The organism is Rhodococcus sp. no. 34, assembly GCF_054589475.1.
Genome location: NZ_BAAILK010000022.1, coordinates 2436 through 20393, shown reverse-complemented (window position 1 = coordinate 20393; position 17958 = coordinate 2436). Strand labels below are relative to the sequence as shown.

Below are 17958 nucleotides of genomic sequence, written 5' to 3'. Positions count from 1 at the left end.
GGCTCCTACGACACGCCGTGGCACGGCCTCTACGACACGCCGTGGCACGGCTCCTACGACACGCCGTGGCACGGCTTCTACGACACCGTGTCGGAGATCGCAGGGCGAGGCACTATAGCTCTCAGGTACCGTCTTAGTGTGTCCAAGAACGCTACTAAACGCCGACCTGCGCTGATTCTGCTGGTCATCGTGTCAGCTGCCGGCTGCCTCGCGCTCGGCTGGTGGCAGTGGGAGCGCTTCGAAGCCGTCGGAGGCTCGGGACAGAATCTCGGGTACGCGTTCCAGTGGCCGCTGTTCGCGGCGTTTGTCGTGTACGCGTACCGCAAGTTCGTTCAGCTCGAAGACGTGGACCCCGAAGAGGCCGAAGCCGAGGAAGCCGCCGCGGAGCCGCGTGAGATTCCCGCCGACCTCTTGCCGCAACGCCCGCAGGCCGAGTTCGACGATGTGAACCTCGACGTCGACGACCCTGAAGCCCGCCAAATGCTGGAATACAACGACTACCTTGCGCAGCTCGCCGCTCGCGAGTCCGATAGGAGCACGACGTGAGTACCGGTTCGGAAGCGAGCATCGCTACCCCCGCAGTCAACGCAGAAAAGCAGAAGAAGGTTGCGTCGGCGCTGGTCCGATACCGCGTTCTCGCCTGGATCACCGGCCTCTGGCTGCTGTTCCTGACCGGTGAGATGGTCTACAAGTACCTGATTCTCGACAATTCGGCGGACGCACCGTCGTGGTTGTTCTACATCGGCCAGATCCACGGCCTGTTCTACATGCTCTATCTCGTATTCACGATCGACTTGGCGATCAAGGCCCGGTGGAAGCCCGGTACGACGGTTGCCACCGCGCTCGCCGGCACGATCCCGTTCCTGTCGTTCGTGTTCGAGCACAAGCGAACCGCCCAGGTGAAGCAGGCTTATCAGCTCTGAGAGTTTCAAAAAGTAGAGCCCTGAACGCAGACGCGTTCAGGGCTCTACTTTTCGGATTCGGTTCAGCCGGCCAGTGCCGCCAGCGCGGGAACGAGCTGTACGAGCGCGCGCCCTCGATGTGACGCCGCATCCTTCTCGGCCGGGGTGAGTTCTGCGGCCGAGCGGGTGTCGCCGTCCGGACGGAAGATGGGATCGTATCCGAAGCCGCCGTCGCCGGCTGGTTCGCGGGCGATCACCCCGCGCCATTCGCCGCGCACGACGGTCTCGTCGCCGCCAGGGATCACCAGTGCACAGGCGGAGACGAACGCCGCGCCTCGACGCTCGTCCGGGACGTCTCCCAGCTGAGCCAGGACCAGAGCCGTGTTGGCGCCGTCGTTTCCGTGAGTACCCGACCACCGCGCGGACAGCACACCCGGCATACCGTTGAGTGCGTCGATCTCGACACCGGAATCGTCTGCGATGCAGGGCATTCCGGTTGCAGCTGCTCCGTCACGCGCTTTGGCGAGCGCATTCTCCTCGAACGTCGCTCCGGTCTCGGGGGCTTCGGGGAACGGCGGGACCTCGTCGAGCCCGACCAGTTCGATTCCGCTCACTCCGGCGGCGTCGAGCACCCGGTGAAGTTCCTTCAGTTTCTTGGCATTTCGGCTGGCAACCAATACTCGTACGCTCACAGCTCAGGCACCGAATTTCTTCTTGGGTTCCGGATTCTTCGGTTCGGGTAGCACCCCGGGATACGGCTCGGCCAACGCTTGACGCTGGATCTCGAAAAGTTGCTCACAACCAGCCAGAGCGGAGTCGAGCAGCTTGTCCAGCGTCGAGCGTGGGAAGGTGGCGCCCTCACCGGTTCCCTGAATTTCCACCAGCGTGCCGGTATCGGTGGCCACGACATTCATGTCTACCTCGGCACGCGAATCCTCTTCGTACGGAAGGTCGAGACGCACTCGTCCGTCCACGACGCCGACGCTGACGGCCGCTATGCCACACGAGATGGGCTGCGGGTCGGAGAGCAGGTCGGCGGCGCGCAGGTACGTCACGGCGTCGACCAGGGCCACGTATGCCCCCGTCACAGCCGCAGTGCGGGTACCGCCGTCGGCTTGGAGGACATCACAGTCGAGGGCGATGGTGTTCTCACCGATTGCCGCGAGATCGATGCACGCTCGAAGTGATCGGCCGATGAGTCGACTGATCTCCTGCGTGCGGCCGCCGACCTTGCCCTTGACCGATTCGCGGCCACTGCGTGTGTGCGTGGCGGCGGGAAGCATCGCGTATTCGGCTGTCAGCCAACCCAAGCCGGAGCCCTTGCGCCAGCGGGGTACACCCTCTTCGACGCTGGCGGTGCACATGACGCGAGTGTTCCCGAACTCGACCAGAACGGATCCGGCCGGGTGACTGGTGAACCCGCGGGTGATCTTGACCGTGCGGAGCTCGTCGTCCGCCCTACCGTCTTCTCGTGTAGTCACCTTCGTGAGCCTAGCGGTCGCCCGGTGAGCGCTGCACCGAATGTGAGGGGAATCAGATGTCGTAGACACTTCCGGCGGAGACGGCATGGACCGGTCCGGAGAATTCGGATTTCGCTTCGGCGATCACGTCTTCACGCGATGTCCACGGCGGAATGTGCGTGAGGAGAAGTTCCTTGACGCCGGCGAGCGCAGCCACACGGCCGGCTTCCTTGCCGGAGAGATGGACTCCCTCAGGTCGATCGGGGCTGTCGGTCCACGACGCTTCAGAGAGCAACACGTCTGCACCACGCGCGAGTTCGACGACGTTGTCGCACATACCGGTGTCGCCTGTATAGACGAGGACGCGGCCGTCGGCGCCGGTGATCCGGAAACCGTAAGCCTCGGGTGGATGATTCATCCGGCGGGCGACGACGCTCAGTTCACCGAACGTCACCGGCTCGTTCTCGGCCCAGAGCCGGACGTCGATGGTGTCGGAGATGTCGTCCATCTCGCCGGCGCACTCGGCGGAGGACACTCCGATGCGGCACGCGGTGTCGGTGGGGCCGTAAACCAGAGCACGGCCGACCGGCGGGTTGGGGTGATAGCGACGCCAGACGAGCAGGCCGGGCATGTCGAGACAGTGGTCCGCATGAAGGTGCGAAAGCAGGATCGTCACCTCGCCCGGATCGGCGTATCGCTGCAACGCCCCAAGAACTCCCGGGCCGAAGTCGATCACGAGCGGCGGAGTTCCCGGTGCCGTGAGCAGGTATCCCGAAGCCGGTGAATCCGGACCCGTGACGCTGCCGGAACACCCCAGGACGGTCATGCGCATACCGGTCATGCTGCCACGTCTACCCGTCTGGGAAAAAGCTCTTGGTGGTTTTGGCGCGTCGAAGTCACACCGCAGTGAGGGTGTGACCCACGTCCGTTCAGAAACTCGGTGGTCGAACGGCCGGCGCCGACCCGGCGCGCTTGGCCCTCTCCCCCGACGTCAACGCCCAGGCGGCAACCACGCCGCCGATCGCTCCGAACAGATGCCCTTGCCAGGAAACCCGTGGATCGCTCGGCAGAACGCCCCACAGCACTCCGCCGTACACGACGAAGACGGCAACGCCGATCAGGATCTGTGTGAAACTCCGCGTGAAGAACCCGCGCACCAGCAGGTAGGTGACCCAGCCGAAGATCAGCACGGACGCACCGACGTGATTCGAGTTCGAGCCGGCGAACAACCAGGTCCCGACGCCGCCGATCACCCAGATGATGCCGGTCGCCGCGAGTCCCCGCGCAATTCCCGACACCAGCACGAGGTATCCGAGGATCAGCACCGGAATGGTGTTGGCGATCAGATGACCCCAGTCGTCGTGCAACACCGGGGCGAACAGGATTCCCCACAGGCCGTCGAGCGTGCGCGGGGTGACGCCGGCGTTCTGGACGTTCTGACCGGAGATGACATCCACGATCTCGATCACGTAGAGCAGGATCGCGAAGCCGCCCACCAACACGGCCGACTGCTTCCACACCGAGGGCGGACCGGATTTCCGTGCCGGCGTCCGGGTGCCGAAGTCCGGACTGTTGAAATCCATCGTCATCGTGTGCGTCCTCCACCGTCGATCCGGTCTTCTGATCCGGTCACTTGCGACCAGGCTCAATTCGAGATTACCGCCGATTCCAGGAGTGCTGCTTAGAGAAATGCGGACGGGAAGAGTTCGCGGTAGCTCGGGATTCCGGCTACCGACGTGGCGTCGAGAATCGCTGTGACGATCGCACGTTCGACCACCTGGGCCGAAGCCGCGCACACCGCGTCGAGTATCGGCAGTTCGTTCGGGAAAGCGTCCGGAACCGTGATCTCCGAGTTCGGAGTGTGATCACCGGTGGCGAGCGCAAAGATCGTGTCGCCGTCGAGCGGCGAATGTGCGGGCCGAATCGCTCGGGCCAGGCCGTCATGACCTGCGACGGCGACGCGTCGGCACCCGGCTTTCGTCAAGGCGGCGTCAGTGGCGACCACACCGATCGTGGTGTTGAGGACGGTTCCCTTGGCTGCAACGGCGTTGGCCGACGCGAGTTCGGACGCGTCGGGGAGCCTGAGGCCGAACGACTCCGCGCCGTCCGAGCCGACGCCCCACGGCAGGCCTGTTCTGGGGTCGAAGACCGAACCCACCGGATTCGCCACGATCAAGGCGGAGACCGTCGTCCCCTCGGCGGGGCCGTCGGCGATCACGACGCTGGCCGTTCCCACCCCACCCTTGAGCGCTCCGGCTCTGGCACCTACCCCCGCGCCGACCGTGCCCGTGGCGAATTCGCGCGAAGCAGTGTCGGCAGCGAGGAATCCGAAATCGCCGGTCGGACGAACGGTCCAGTCCCCCACCGGCAGATCGAAGATCACGGCGCCGGGCACGATCGGTACCACCTGGCCGGGAGCGCCCATCGCGATCCCGTGATCGTGTTCCTCGAGCCAGCGCATCACTCCGTCGGCCGCGGCAAGTCCGTAGGCACTACCGCCGGTCAACAGCACGGCATTGACCTGCTGGACCGAATGGCTCGGGTCGAGCAGATCGGTCTCGCGGGTACCCGGACCGCCGCCCCGGACGTCGACTCCGGCGACCACACCGGCCGACGCGAGCACGACCGTGCAGCCGGTGGCTGCGCCGCTTCCGAGAGTGGCTCCCTCGTCGAGCTTGTGGTGATGACCGACGGCGAGGCCGGCGACATCTGTCAGTGAATCAGTGGGCCCGGTCCGCGTCGTGGTCATGGCATGAGCGCCTGGACGAGGGAGTCCTGCATCCACGTCAACCAGTGATAGACGTCGAGATGCGGGGCTCGCGGGTCGTCGGGTTCGAGGCTCTCCGGTGTGTCGGCGTCGATGCCGAGATTGGTTCCGAGCGCGAGACGGACGTCGTTGAGCGAGGACAGCCAGGCGTCGGCCTGTTCCTGCGTGAGAACGACCTTGCCGCCGGCCTCCGGAAGCGAAGCCAACAACATGCGAGCGGACTCACGCTTGGCGTCGATGATCTCGGGTTCGTGCAAACTTCGCAGCGCGCCGTTGACATTGGCGCCGGCGTCGTCGAGATCGTCACTGTCCGGAGCGACCTTGTCCGGATCGGTGCGCTGGAAGTCGGGCAGCAAACGCGCCAATACCGGATTGTCGGGTGTCTCCGAATTTCCGGTACGAAGGCCCGTCAGGGCGGCGAGCTCGTCTTGCGGCGCCGAAGACGCACGCTCGTCGAGAAGCCCGGTCACCGACTCCACGAGCGAGCGCAGAACCGCCGCCTCGTGGCCGTCCATCTCGGACTTGAACTTCACTCCGCCGAGTGAACTCTTCCTACTCCACGTCCGCACGCGTCGGACTCCCGTCTACGAGTTAGGCGAACAAATCGGTCGAAAAAGTGCTTTTCTCAGGTGTCGTCGCGTTGCATCGTGGCCCAGAGACCGGCAGCGTGGAGGCGACGAACATCGGCCTCCATCTTGTCGCGCGAACCGCTCGAGACCACGGCCTTGCCCTCCGAATGGACCTGCATCATCAAGTCGGTGGCCTTGGCTTTGCTGTAGCCGAACAACTTCTGGAACACGTAAGTCACGTAATGCATGAGATTGACCGGGTCGTCCCAGACGATGGTCACCCAGGGCCGATCTGCGGCTTCGATGGTCGCAACAGCCTCCGACTGCTCGGGCGTGGCTTGAGGAGAGGAAGCCGTAGCGCCTCTCATCGTTACGTTCGCCGAGTAAGTGCCGGACACGGTCGCGCCGCCGAAAACCATGTATCCAGGGTACGGCGCGACGAGAGGCGACAACACCCACCCACGTCGTCTCGCGCATAGAGTTGTGTGCGTGCCTACGCAAATTTCCGACATCCGCGACGCCGGTGCCAGCACCGCACTGCTCACCGATCAGTACGAACTGACCATGCTCTCGGCGGCTCTCGCCGACGGATCTGCCTTCCGCAACTGCAGTTTCGAGGTATTCGCACGGCGGCTGCCAGACGGTCGTCGCTACGGCGTCGTCGCCGGTACCGAACGCCTTCTCGACGCACTCGAGCAGTTCCGGTTCGGCGAACCGGAACTGGCGATCGTTGCGAAGTTCCTCGACGACACGACCGTCGAGTGGCTGCGCAACTATCGATTCTCCGGTGACATCGACGGCTACCGCGAGGGCGATTTCTACTTCCCCGGATCACCGATCCTCTCGGTCCGCGGAACGTTCGCCGAGTGCGTCATCCTCGAAACCGTGATTCTCTCGATCCTCAACCACGACAGCGCGATCGCTTCGGCCGCAGCCCGCATGGTGAGCGCAGCGGGCGGTCGACGGATGATCGAGATGGGCTCGCGTCGTACACACGAACAGGCCGCCGTCGCCGCTTCACGTGCCGCGTATCTCGCCGGCTTCGACGCCACCTCCAACCTCGAAGCCGCGCGGCGTCACGACGTACCCAGCGCGGGTACCAGTGCACACGCCTTCACTCTCCTGCACACCACCGAAGACGGTCCGGACGAGGCAGCGGCATTCCGCGGTCAGGTCGCGGCACTCGGCGTATCCACCACCTTGTTGGTCGATACCTACGACATCACCGAGGGTGTGAAAACGGCTGTCGCCGTTGCCGGTCCCGAGCTGGGCGGGGTTCGCATCGACTCCGGTGATCTCGGCGTTCTTGCTCGTCAGGTACGCCAACAACTCGACGATCTCGGTGCTACCAAAACACGCATCGTCGTCTCCGGTGACCTGGACGAGTACGCGATCGCGGCTCTGCGCGCCGAACCCGTCGATTCGTACGGCGTCGGCACTTCCCTGGTCACCGGATCAGGCGCCCCCACCGCCGGCATGGTCTACAAACTTGTCGAGGTCGACGGAATCGCGGTCGAGAAGAGAAGCACCAACAAGGCATCTCGCGGTGGCGCAAAGAAGGCACTGCGCGTAGTGCGTCCGACCGGAACGATCGTCGAAGAAGTCATCTACCCCGCCGGATCACCGTCACCTGTTTCCGAGGCGGACGGCGCGACCGAACTGCTGATCCCGCTGGTTCGCGAAGGCAAGGTCGTCGACAGCGCGCCGACGCTCGAAGAGAGCAGAGCAGTTCTGAAGGCAGGGCTCGTGAGCCTGCCGTGGGAAGGCCTCAAGCTCTCGCGCGGAGACTCGGCTGTGCCCGTTCGATTCACCGGAGGTGAGCATCAGTGAGTGCAAAAGCACTGATAATTGTCGACGTTCAGAACGATTTCTGCGAAGGTGGCGCTCTTGCAGTCGAAGGCGGTGCTGCGGTTGCGGGAGCCGTCAACGATTTCGTCAACTCCCACGAGTACGACGCCGTAGTCGCGACTCGCGATTTCCACATCGACCCTGGGGTGCACTTCTCCGAGAATCCCGACTTCATCGACAGCTGGCCGGTTCACTGCGTCGTCGGGACAGCCGGCGCCGAGTTCCATCCGGCGTTCGACGCTTCCGTCGCCGGGTCGGCGATCTTCTCCAAGGGCGCCTACAGCGCGGCCTACTCCGGTTTCGAAGGAGCAGCCGAGGACGGAACGACGCTCGAGGACTGGCTCCGCGCCCACGAGATCACCGACGTCGACGTGATCGGAATTGCCACGGATCACTGTGTCAAGGCCACGGCCGTCGATGCCGCGCGCGCGGGGTTCGCCACGACTGTCCTTCTCCCCTTCACCGCTGGTGTGTCGACCGCCACGATCGAGTCGGCATTGGTGCAGATGCGGGAGGCGGGAGTGCAGCTGATCGGGCGAGACGAGGCCTCGTCGCAAGAAGACTCGAATGCCGGGGAACTACCCCGGGAATCATCCGTGGACGTTTCTGACGTAGGGATCCATTAACCTTCGTGGGTGGCCGATCAACTCCCGAACGTTCCCGAACTGCTCCAGACAGCGGTGCGGTCGCTCGGCGGTGCCGAACGAACCAGTCAGCTGACGATGGCGTCCGCCGTGGCGCACTCGATCGACACCGGCGAGCATCTGGCCGTCCAGGCCGGCACCGGTACCGGTAAGTCGCTCGCCTATCTCGTTCCGAGCCTGCGCCACGCGGTCGAATCGGGACGCACCGTGGTCGTGTCCACCGCCACCATCGCGCTGCAGCGTCAGCTCGTCGACCGAGATCTTCCTCGGCTCGCCGATGCCCTGAAGAAGCCACTCGGCCGACGCGCAGAGTTCGCAATCCTCAAGGGCCGCAACAACTACCTGTGCATGAACAAGATCCACACCGGCGCGTCCGAACAGCCACCCGAGGACGAGTTGTTCGATCCGTTCACGGTCTCGCGTCTCGGCCGGGAGGTCGTCCGCCTCACCGAATGGTCCTCCGACACCGAAACAGGTGATCGGGACGAATTGGTGCCGGGCGTATCCGATCAGGCGTGGCGGCAGGTCAGTGTCACCTCCCGCGAATGCATCGGTAAGAACCAGTGCCCGGTCGGTGAGGACTGCTTCGCCGAGCGCGCCCGAGTCGAGGCGTCGAAGGCCGACGTAGTGGTCACCAACCACGCACTGCTCGCGATCGACGCCATCACCGGCATCCAGATCCTGCCTGACCACGACGTCGTGGTGATCGACGAGGCCCACGAGTTGGTCGACCGCGTCACCGGCGTCGCCACGGCCGATCTCACTGCCGCCTCGATCAGTGCCGCGGCCCGGCGTTGCGGCAAGATCGCCGAAGAACAGGATGCCGATCGCCTCGAAGCTGCCGGCGAGGGGTGGGCAGGGCTCCTCGAGGAATTACGGCCAGGTCGCTGGGAAGGCCTCCCGGACGGGGCGGCACCCGCACTGGCTGCGATCCGCGACGCGGCCTGGTCGCTGCGCACCGCTATCGGCCCGGCCAAACCGGGCATGGCAGCCGCAGACCCCGAAGCCGCTGCGGCCCGCAACGCCGCACTCTCGTCCGTCGACGACGTCCACGACAGTGCCGTGCGTATTCTCACCGCTTTCGACGAACCAGACCCGGCAAAGCGCAAGGACGTCGTCTGGCTGTCCTCGGACGATTTCCGCGGATCGGTGCGGCGCTCCGTCCGGATGGCTCCGCTCTCCGTCGGCGGATTGCTGCGCTCGCGACTGTTCGCCGAATCCACCGTCGTTCTCACTTCCGCGACACTGACCGTCGGCGGATCGTTCGACGGTCTCGCCGTCAACTGGGGTCTTCCTGCGGAATCGTCCGCGCGCCCCGACTCGGGTACCGCCATCGGCACCGAAGCACCTTCTGACGCTTCGGCTTTCCGCTGGAACTCACTCGACGTCGGGTCGCCCTTCGACCATGCAAAGGCCGGCATCATCTACATTGCCCGCCACCTCCCCACGCCCGGCCGCGACGGCCTCTCCCCGGTCTATCTCGACGAGATCGCCGAACTCGTCGAGGCTGCGGGCGGACGCGCCCTCGGCCTGTTCTCGTCGATGCGCGCCGCCAAAGCCGCCTCGGAGGCGATGCGTGAACGCCTCGACACCCCCATCCTGTGCCAGGGCGACGACGCCACCGGCACCCTCGTCAAGGCCTTCGCCAAGGACGAACCCACGTCACTGTTCGGCACGTTGTCCCTGTGGCAGGGCGTCGATGTTCCGGGTCCGTCACTGAGCCTCGTCATCTTGGACCGGATTCCGTTCCCGCGCCCGGACGACCCACTGTTGATGGCTCGCCAGCAGGCTATCGAATCCCATGGCGGTAACGGCTTTCTCAGCGTCTCGGCCAATCACGCGGCGCTGCTCCTGGCACAGGGCGTCGGCCGTCTGCTTCGTAGCACCGACGACAAGGGCGTGGTGGCCGTGCTCGATCCGCGTCTGGCCACGGCGAGATACGCGGGTTACCTTCGCGCATCGCTGCCTCCGTTCTGGGAGACGACCAACCCCGAAGTCGTCCGCAAGGCGCTCACCCGCATCCGCGACTCACGTCCCTGAGCCAGTTCTCACGCGGGCACAATTCTGCCCCGGTACCGACCGAACGGACCGGGGCAGAATGTATTACGTCAGACGCTCGGAGTGGTCACCAACCCGAGTTCGGACGCATCGACCAACAACCGGTGATGCGGCAGCACCCGCACGGTGTATCCCACGGAGCCGGAGACCGGAAGCGCAACCTCGGCTTCGAAGATCTCGGTTCCGTCCTCGGCGCCGAAGTGCGTCATCGGGAACGTCACCACGTCGGTGAGTTCCTCGCCTGGGCTGACGCGTCCCAGGACTGCCTGAACCTCCACATCCGAGACCGACAAGCCGCCGAGGCGGACCTTGGCTTTCAAAGAGATGGTCGCACCGATCTCCGGGGTGTCCGGCAGGCCGGAACCGTCCACCTGCTCGACGGCGACAGACGGCCACTGCGACTCGATACGGCGACGGAACTCGGCCACCTCACGCGCGCCGGCAAAATCATCCGCCACTACCGCTCGAGCTGATTCCGCCGAAGGGGCGTAGTAGTCGACGGCGTAGTCACGAACCATGCGTGATGCCAACACCTTCGGGCCCAGATTCTCGAGGGTGTGGCGAACCCTCTCGACCCAGCGCGTCGGCAGATCGGCTGCATCACGGTCGTAGAACGTCGGCAGTACCGCGTGCTCGAGAAGTTCGTAGAGGGCGCTGGCTTCCAGATCGTCACGCCGCACGTCGTCGAGAACACCGTCGGCCGTCGGAATGGCCCACCCGTTCTCGCCGTCGTACATCTCGTCCCACCATCCGTCGCGAATGGAGAGGTTGAGGCCGCCGTTGAGCGCGGATTTCATGCCTGAAGTACCGCACGCCTCGAGGGGGCGAAGCGGGTTGTTGAGCCACACGTCGCAGCCCCAGTACAAGTAGCGGGCCATCGACATGTCGTAATCAGGCAGGAAGACGATGCGGTGACGCACATCCGCTTCGTCTGCGAACCGCACGACCTGCTGGATGAGTGCCTTACCGCCGTCGTCGGCGGGGTGCGACTTGCCGGCCACCACCAACTGCACCGGACGTTTCTCGTCGAGCAACATCGCACGCAGACGCTCGGGATCACGCAGCATCAGCGTCAACCGCTTGTACGTCGGAACGCGCCTCGCGAATCCGACTGTCAAGACGTTGGGATCGAAAACTCCAGTGGTCCAGCCGAGTTCGGCCTCGGTCGCGCCGCGTTCGAGCCAGGACGCTCGGACGCGACGACGGACTTCGTCGACCAACTTGCCGCGCAACGCATTACGTGTTTCCCACAGTTCGGTTGCCGACAACTCGTGCAGGCGCTCCCACCCGCGTGCTTCTTCGAGTTGCTCCTGACCGACGATCCGCCTGGCCACGTCCATCCACTCCGGCGCCGCCCACGTCGGCGCGTGAACACCGTTGGTGACCGAACCGATCGGCACCTCGTCGGCGTCGAAGCCCGGCCAGAGACCGTTGAACATGTCGCGGCTGACGATGCCGTGCAACTTCGAGACGCCGTTGGCTCGCTGGCCCAGGCGAAGACCCATGTGCGCCATGTTGAAGATCGACGGATCGGCTTCACGCCCCATCCCGACGATGCGGTCGACGGTCAGGCCGGGAAGCAAACTCGATTCGTTCTCGCCGTTCGCTCCGCCGAAGTAGTGACGGACCAGATCCGCCGGGAAGCGGTCGATTCCGGCCGGAACCGGAGTGTGCGTCGTGAAGACCGTTCCGGCACGGACCGCGGCCAGAGCCGAATCGAAGTCCAGACCGCTGGTGGTGACAAGTTCCCGAATCCGTTCGATGCCGAGGAATCCGGCATGCCCCTCGTTCATGTGGAACACCTCGGGATCGGGCAATCCGTACGCCGCGGTGTAGGCGCGCACCGCGCGGACGCCGCCGATACCCGCGAGGATCTCCTGCTTGATGCGGTGATCCTGGTCCCCGCCGTAGAGACGGTCCGTGACGCCGCGCAGATCCGCGTCGTTCTCGGCGATGTCGGAATCGAGCAGCAGCAACGGCACTCGTCCGACCTGAGCGATCCACACTCGCGCACGCAGCACCCGGCCACCGGGCATGGCGACGTGAATGACGACCGGCGATCCGTCTTCGGAAGCCGGGCCTGCGTCCGTCAGCAAACGAAGAGGCAACCCTTGAGGGTCGTGCGGCGGGTAGTGCTCGGCCTGCCAACCGTCGGCGGTCAGCGACTGGCGAAAGTAGCCGGATCGGTAGAGCAGTCCGACGCCGATGAGCGGCAGCCCGAGGTCGGACGCGGCCTTGAGGTGATCGCCCGCCAGGATGCCCAATCCACCGGAGTAGTTGGGCAGAACTTCGCTGACTCCGAACTCCATGGAGAAGTACGCAATTCCGCCGGCTAACGATGTGCCCTTGGCCTGCTGGGATTGGTACCAGCGCGGGGTGCTCAGATAAGCATCGAGATCGGCTGCTGCAGTGTCGAGGTCACCGAGAAATGCCTCGTCACTGCTGAGTTCGTCGAGACGGGTGGGGTCGACTTCCCCGAGCATGCGGACCGGATCGAACTGGACTGCTTGCCAGAGTTCGGGGTCGAGTCGCGAGAACAGATCCTGTGTCTCGGGATGCCACGACCACCGAAGGTTGGTGGACAGGGGGCCGAGCGCGGCGAGGCGCTCCGGAAGGTGGGCTCGGACAGTGAACCGACGCAAGGCTTTCACCCCGCGAACCCTAGTCGAGTTCCTCGCACTCTGTCCGGTGGAACCGAACGCCCGAGCCGACCTGACCACCGACAGACCCGAATTCGTCGTTATCAGCACTCCAGCGCCGCACCCACTACGGTTGAACCCGGCGAAAGAAAGTTTTACCGCGATCCATCATCAGAAATGGAGCTTCCCGTGTCAGGACGCCTCGGTATCGACGACGTGGTACCCGAGATCTCGGGTAACTATCCGGCAAAGGCCGTGGTCGGTGAAGTCTTCCCAGTGCACGCCACGGTGTGGCGAGAAGGCCACGACGCCATTTCCGCCACTCTTGTCGTGCGTGGTCCGCGAGGTACCAAGCCGCTGCGCATTCCGATGGATCCCGGGACCGAACCGGACACCGTCGACGCGGTGTTCACACCGTCTGCCGAAGGCATGTGGTCATTTCGGATCGAGGCGTGGAGCGATCCCATCGCCACCTGGAAGCACGCCGTGGAAGCAAAGCTCGCCGTCGGGCAAGGGGCGGCCGAGTTGGCCAACGACCTGGAAATCGGTGCGCGCCTGTTCGAACAGGCCGCGCACGAGGTACCGCGGGGCAACAGGTCCAGGCTCGAGGCCGTCACGGCGTCGCTGCGCAGCGATCAGGCGCTGACTGCTCGCGTCGCGCCGGCCTTCGCCTCCGACGTCGCCGAACTGCTCCGCGCCACTCCGCTCCGTGAACTGGTCACCAAGGGCGAGTCCCACCCTGTCGTCGTCGATCGCAACCGTGCACTGTTCGGATCGTGGTACGAGTTCTTCCCCCGCTCGACGGGCGGTTGGGACGAGAACGGGGTGCCGCAACACGGTACTTTCCGAACCTCGGCCGAAGAACTACCCCGCATCGCCGCAATGGGTTTCGACGTCGTCTACCTTCCGCCGATCCATCCCATCGGCGAGATCAACCGCAAGGGACGCAACAACACTCTCACTCCCGAACCCGGTGACGTCGGCTCGCCGTGGGCCATCGGCTCGGTCGACGGCGGGCACGACGCTGTTCACCCGCAACTCGGCACGCTCAAGGACTTCAAGGCCTTCGTCGCTGCGGCCCGCAAGCTCGATCTCGAAGTGGCACTGGATCTCGCGCTGCAGTGTGCCCCGGATCATCCATGGGCCAAGAAGCATCCGGAGTGGTTCAACGTCCTTCCCGACGGCACCATCGCCTACGCCGAGAACCCGCCCAAGAAGTATCAGGACATCTACCCGATCAACTTCGACACCGATCCTCGCGGTCTGGACAAGGAAATCTTGCGAGTCGTCCGACACTGGATCAGTGCCGGCGTCAAGATCTTTCGTGTCGACAACCCGCACACCAAGCCGCCCAACTTCTGGGAGACACTCATCTCGGAGGTCAAGAAAACTGACCCCGACGTCTTGTTCCTCGCCGAGGCTTTCACTCGTCCGGCGCGCATGTACGGCCTTGCCCGGCGCGGGTTCACACAGTCGTACACGTACTTCACCTGGCGAGTTGCGAAGTGGGAGCTCACCGAATTCGGTAACGAGCTGGCGGCGAAGGCCGACGAAGCCCGACCGAACCTCTTCGTGAACACGCCGGACATCCTGCACGAGTCCCTCCAGCACGGTGGGCCCGGAATGTTTGCACTGCGAGCAGCTCTCGCCGCCACCCTGGCGCCGACGTGGGGCGTCTACTCCGGTTACGAACTCTACGAACACCAAGCCGTTCGCCCCGGCAGCGAGGAATACCTCGACTCCGAGAAGTACGAACTTCGGCCGCGCCGTTTCGCCGAAGCAGCAGCGCGAGGCGAGTCTCTCGAGCCGTGGATCACCGCGCTCAACCGCATCCGGCGTGCACATCCGGCCCTGCAACAGTTGCGGAACCTGCACTTTCACCACATCGACAACGACGCGTTGATCGCCTACTCGAAGTTCGACGCCTCGACCGGTGACGCCGTCCTGACGGTGATCAACCTCAACCCGTTCGCTGCAGAAGAGGGCACCGTCTGGTTGGACATGCCGGCGCTCGGACGCGAATGGCACGACCACATGACCGTGCTCGACGAGGTAACCGGTGAGCAGTTCAATTGGGGCCAAGCCAATTTCGTCCGCCTCGAGCCCTGGCGTTCGGTGGCGCACATCCTCGCGCTCCCACCCGTTCCGTATCCGGCCCGGATCTCTCTGGCCTACCAAGCACGCAATGCGCACCGCGCAGGTGGAGGCAAGTGATGTCAACCGAGAAGTTCCCTTCGGGTATCGCACCGGACAATCACGATCTGGAGCTGTTGGCGCGCGGTGAACATCACGATCCGCACAGTGTCCTCGGCGCCCATCCCCACGCCGACGGCACCGTTCTGCGTGCGTTGCGTCCCAACGCCGAGTCCGTCAGTGCCGTCATCGGCGGCAAAAACTTTCCTCTCGAACATGTTTCGAACGGAATCTTCGCGGCTCTGGTCCCCTACCCCGACCTGATCGACTATCGCTATTCCGTGACGTACCCGGGTGGACACACGGTTCTCGCAGCCGACCCTTACCGGTTCCTGCCTACTCTCGGTGAACTCGACCTACACCTGTTCGGCGAAGGTCGGCACGAACGACTGTGGGACATCCTCGGTGCACATCCGCGTTCTTACGAGACACCGGATGGACCCGTCGACGGCACCTCGTTCGCCGTCTGGGCTCCGGCCGCCCGCGGCGTGACCGTCGTCGGCGACTTCGACGGGTGGAGTGGGCAATTCGCCCCCATGCGAGTCCTCGGATCCACTGGGGTCTGGGAACTCTTCCTGCCCGACATCGCAGTCGGTTCGCTGTACAAGTTCCGGGTCCACGGCCACGACGGCTCCGTTCGCGACAAGGCCGATCCCATGGCATTCGGTACCGAGGTCCCGCCGGCGACTGCATCGCGAGTGACCACCAGTTCGCATGAGTGGAACGACGCGGCCTGGCTCGAAACCCGCGCCGGTGTCGATCCTTCGCAGTCCCCGATGAGCGTGTACGAGGTGCACCTCGGATCGTGGCGTCCGGGACTCGACTACCGGCAGATGGCCGAGCAACTCGCCGTCTACGTCACCGAAACCGGATTCACCCACGTCGAACTGCTGCCCGTCTCCGAGCATCCGTTCGGTGGTTCGTGGGGATACCAGGTCACCTCGTACTACGCACCGACCTCCCGCTTCGGCACCCCGGACGACTTCCGCTGGTTCGTCGACCACCTGCACGCCGCAGGGATAGGTGTCATCGTCGACTGGGTGCCTGCACACTTCCCCAAAGACGAGTGGGCCCTGGCTCGTTTCGACGGAACTCCCCTGTACGAGCACGCCGATCCGCGTCGCGGCGAGCAGTTGGACTGGGGCACATACGTATTCGACTTCGGTCGCCGCGAGGTGCGGAACTTCCTCGTCGCCAATGCACTCTTCTGGCTCGAGGAGTTCCACATCGACGGACTTCGCGTCGACGCTGTCGCATCGATGCTGTACCTGGACTACTCACGCCCGGAAGGTGGATGGACTCCCAACATTCACGGCGGCCGCGAGAATCTCGAAGCCGTTGCGTTCCTGCAGGAGATGAACGCCACCGTCCACAAGAACCATCGAGGAGTCGTCACCGTCGCCGAGGAGTCGACGGCGTGGCCCGGAGTCACTCGGGCGACCAATGTCGGCGGCCTCGGATTCAACATGAAGTGGAACATGGGGTGGATGCACGACACCCTCGGGTTCCTCGGTCACGACCCGGTACACCGGACCTACCACCATCACGAGATCACGTTCTCACTGATGTACGCGTGGAGTGAGAACTACCTGCTACCGATCAGCCATGACGAAGTGGTGCACGGCAAAGGAACTCTGTGGACCCGGATGCCCGGGAACGACTTCGCCAAGGCGTCCGGCCTGCGCTCACTGCTTGCGTACATGTGGGCGCATCCAGGCAAGCAACTACTGTTCATGGGACAGGAGTTCGGTCAGAGTGCGGAATGGTCGGAAGAACGCGGCCTCGACTGGTGGCAGCTCGACGATCAGTACACCGGCACTCTCCATCGCGGCGTCCAGCGACTGGTCGGCGATCTCAACTCCGCGTACCGACGTCATCCGGCCATGTGGACCCTCGACACCTCGCCCGGTGGATACTCCTGGATCGACGCCAACGACACCGAGAACAACGTCCTCAGTTTTCTGCGTTACGGTACTGACGGTTCGATTGTCGCCTGCCTGTTCAACTTCTCGGGCAGTGAGCACTCGAGCTACCGCGTCGGGCTACCAGAGCCCGGCCGATGGGTGGAAATTCTCAACACCGATGCCGAGGTGTACGGCGGCTCCGGAGTCGGGAACCTCGGAGCGGTCACAGCAACGTCGCATTCGTGGCACGGTCGGCCAGCCTCCGCACAGGTGGCGCTGCCAGCTGCTGGAGCGATTTGGATAAGTCTGGAGCGTTGATGGTCGGCCGGCGAGTAGTCATTGTCACGTCGTCACTGTTGGCAGTGGCAGCACTGCTCGCCGGTTGTGCCCAGGGAACGAGTGGCCACGCCGTCTCGATTTATCACGATCCCTTCCGCGTCGCCGGACTCGACGCAACGGCAGGACCAAGTGGGTTGCGTCCGGGAGCCCCCAACGCCGACCGAGCAATCACCGGCACCGACGGCGGGGACATCGACGCGCTGGCAGCCAACGCCATCACAGACATCGAAACCTACTGGGCCGCCGAGTACCCGGCTCTGTTCGACAAGCCCTTCGAACCGGTCGACGAGCTGATCTCGTGGGACCCCACCGAATCGAACGGCCCGGACTTCTGTGAGGAGACCACCGAAGAACTCATCAACGCCGGGTACTGCAGCATCGATCACACCATCGGTTGGGATCGTGAATTGCTGCTGCCCGAGGTGCGGGAGAAGTTCGGTGAAGTGGCCGTCGCGTTCATCTTTGCGCACGAGTACGGCCATGCCGTTCAACGCAAGGCCGGGATCGTCGGCGGTAAACGAGACGCAGCCCTGGTCCGCGAACAGCAAGCCGACTGTTTCGGTGGCGCCTTCTTGCGGCACGTCGCCGAGGACAAGGCCGCGCACTTCACGATGAACACCTCCGACGGACTCAAC

16 protein-coding genes are annotated in these 17958 nt (G+C 64.5%); 8 read left to right on the top strand and 8 right to left on the bottom strand.

The window, feature by feature from the left end:
• Positions 1–138 precede the first annotated feature (138 nt).
• Both ACYP01_RS05655 and ACYP01_RS05650 read left to right on the top strand, forming a co-directional pair.
• Positions 139–546 carry a hypothetical protein gene (locus ACYP01_RS05655; protein ID WP_021333455.1) on the top strand — a complete coding sequence of 136 codons (408 nt, stop codon included), beginning with the start codon at positions 139–141 and terminating at the stop codon, positions 544–546.
• Complete coding sequence (locus tag ACYP01_RS05650; protein ID WP_003945334.1) at positions 543–923, top strand: DUF3817 domain-containing protein; 381 nt, start codon at positions 543–545, stop codon at positions 921–923. Before ACYP01_RS05655 ends, ACYP01_RS05650 begins: the two co-directional genes overlap by 4 nt.
• A gap of 62 nt (positions 924–985) precedes the next feature.
• Here the strand turns inward: ACYP01_RS05650 and rdgB are convergent, their stop codons facing one another.
• From rdgB to clpS, 7 genes are all read right to left on the bottom strand, one after another.
• Positions 986–1594: an RdgB/HAM1 family non-canonical purine NTP pyrophosphatase gene (gene rdgB / locus ACYP01_RS05645; RefSeq protein ID WP_063316259.1), complete on the bottom strand. Its 609-nt coding sequence runs from the start codon at positions 1592–1594 to the stop codon at positions 986–988.
• Positions 1595–1597: 3 nt separating this feature from the next.
• Positions 1598–2383, bottom strand: a complete 786-nt coding sequence (gene rph, locus ACYP01_RS05640; RefSeq protein WP_003945332.1) for a ribonuclease PH — start codon at positions 2381–2383, stop codon at positions 1598–1600.
• Positions 2384–2435: 52 nt separating this feature from the next.
• Entirely contained in the window at positions 2436–3194 is a 759-nt protein-coding gene (locus ACYP01_RS05635; RefSeq protein WP_007733274.1) for a cyclic nucleotide-degrading phosphodiesterase, read from the bottom strand.
• A gap of 97 nt (positions 3195–3291) precedes the next feature.
• Positions 3292–3951, bottom strand: coding sequence for a rhomboid family intramembrane serine protease (locus ACYP01_RS05630; protein ID WP_030537907.1), 660 nt, complete (start codon positions 3949–3951; stop codon positions 3292–3294).
• A 92-nt stretch (positions 3952–4043) separates the two neighbouring features.
• Positions 4044–5111: a P1 family peptidase gene (locus tag ACYP01_RS05625; protein ID WP_162113781.1), complete on the bottom strand. Its 1068-nt coding sequence runs from the start codon at positions 5109–5111 to the stop codon at positions 4044–4046.
• The gene (aosR, locus tag ACYP01_RS05620; RefSeq protein ID WP_003945318.1) at positions 5108–5698 is read right to left on the bottom strand and encodes an oxidative stress transcriptional regulator AosR; all 591 of its coding nucleotides are present in this window, start codon (positions 5696–5698) and stop codon (positions 5108–5110) included. The genes ACYP01_RS05625 and aosR overlap by 4 nt, the downstream gene beginning before the upstream one ends.
• A 56-nt stretch (positions 5699–5754) precedes the next feature.
• Entirely contained in the window at positions 5755–6066 is a 312-nt protein-coding gene (clpS, locus tag ACYP01_RS05615) for an ATP-dependent Clp protease adapter ClpS (RefSeq protein WP_029255695.1), read from the bottom strand.
• A gap of 121 nt (positions 6067–6187) precedes the next feature.
• Between clpS and ACYP01_RS05610 the strand changes: the two genes are divergently transcribed.
• The 3 genes from ACYP01_RS05610 to ACYP01_RS05600 are packed head-to-tail and all read left to right on the top strand — an operon-like array spanning position 6188 to position 10230.
• Positions 6188–7528 carry a nicotinate phosphoribosyltransferase gene (locus tag ACYP01_RS05610; protein WP_459678875.1) on the top strand — a complete coding sequence of 447 codons (1341 nt, stop codon included), beginning with the start codon at positions 6188–6190 and terminating at the stop codon, positions 7526–7528.
• On the top strand, positions 7525–8172 hold the full coding sequence (locus ACYP01_RS05605) for a nicotinamidase (protein ID WP_459678874.1): 648 nt from the start codon (positions 7525–7527) through the stop codon (positions 8170–8172). The genes ACYP01_RS05610 and ACYP01_RS05605 overlap by 4 nt, the downstream gene beginning before the upstream one ends.
• Before the next feature lie 9 nt (positions 8173–8181).
• Complete coding sequence (locus ACYP01_RS05600) at positions 8182–10230, top strand: ATP-dependent DNA helicase (RefSeq protein ID WP_459678872.1); 2049 nt, start codon at positions 8182–8184, stop codon at positions 10228–10230.
• 68 nt (positions 10231–10298) lie between these two features.
• Here ACYP01_RS05600 and glgP read toward each other — a convergent pair whose 3' ends face one another.
• Positions 10299–12899, bottom strand: a complete 2601-nt coding sequence (glgP, locus tag ACYP01_RS05595) for an alpha-glucan family phosphorylase (RefSeq protein ID WP_042446167.1) — start codon at positions 12897–12899, stop codon at positions 10299–10301.
• 177 nt (positions 12900–13076) lie between these two features.
• Between glgP and ACYP01_RS05590 the strand changes: the two genes are divergently transcribed.
• From ACYP01_RS05590 to ACYP01_RS05580, 3 genes are all read left to right on the top strand, one after another.
• Positions 13077–15101, top strand: a complete 2025-nt coding sequence (locus tag ACYP01_RS05590; protein ID WP_042925800.1) for an alpha-1,4-glucan--maltose-1-phosphate maltosyltransferase — start codon at positions 13077–13079, stop codon at positions 15099–15101.
• Complete coding sequence (gene glgB, locus ACYP01_RS05585; RefSeq protein ID WP_003945366.1) at positions 15101–17302, top strand: 1,4-alpha-glucan branching protein GlgB; 2202 nt, start codon at positions 15101–15103, stop codon at positions 17300–17302. The genes ACYP01_RS05590 and glgB overlap by 1 nt, the downstream gene beginning before the upstream one ends.
• A partial coding sequence (locus ACYP01_RS05580) for a neutral zinc metallopeptidase (protein WP_459678871.1) occupies positions 17302–17958 on the top strand: 657 nt, incomplete at its 3' end. The genes glgB and ACYP01_RS05580, both read left to right, overlap by 1 nt.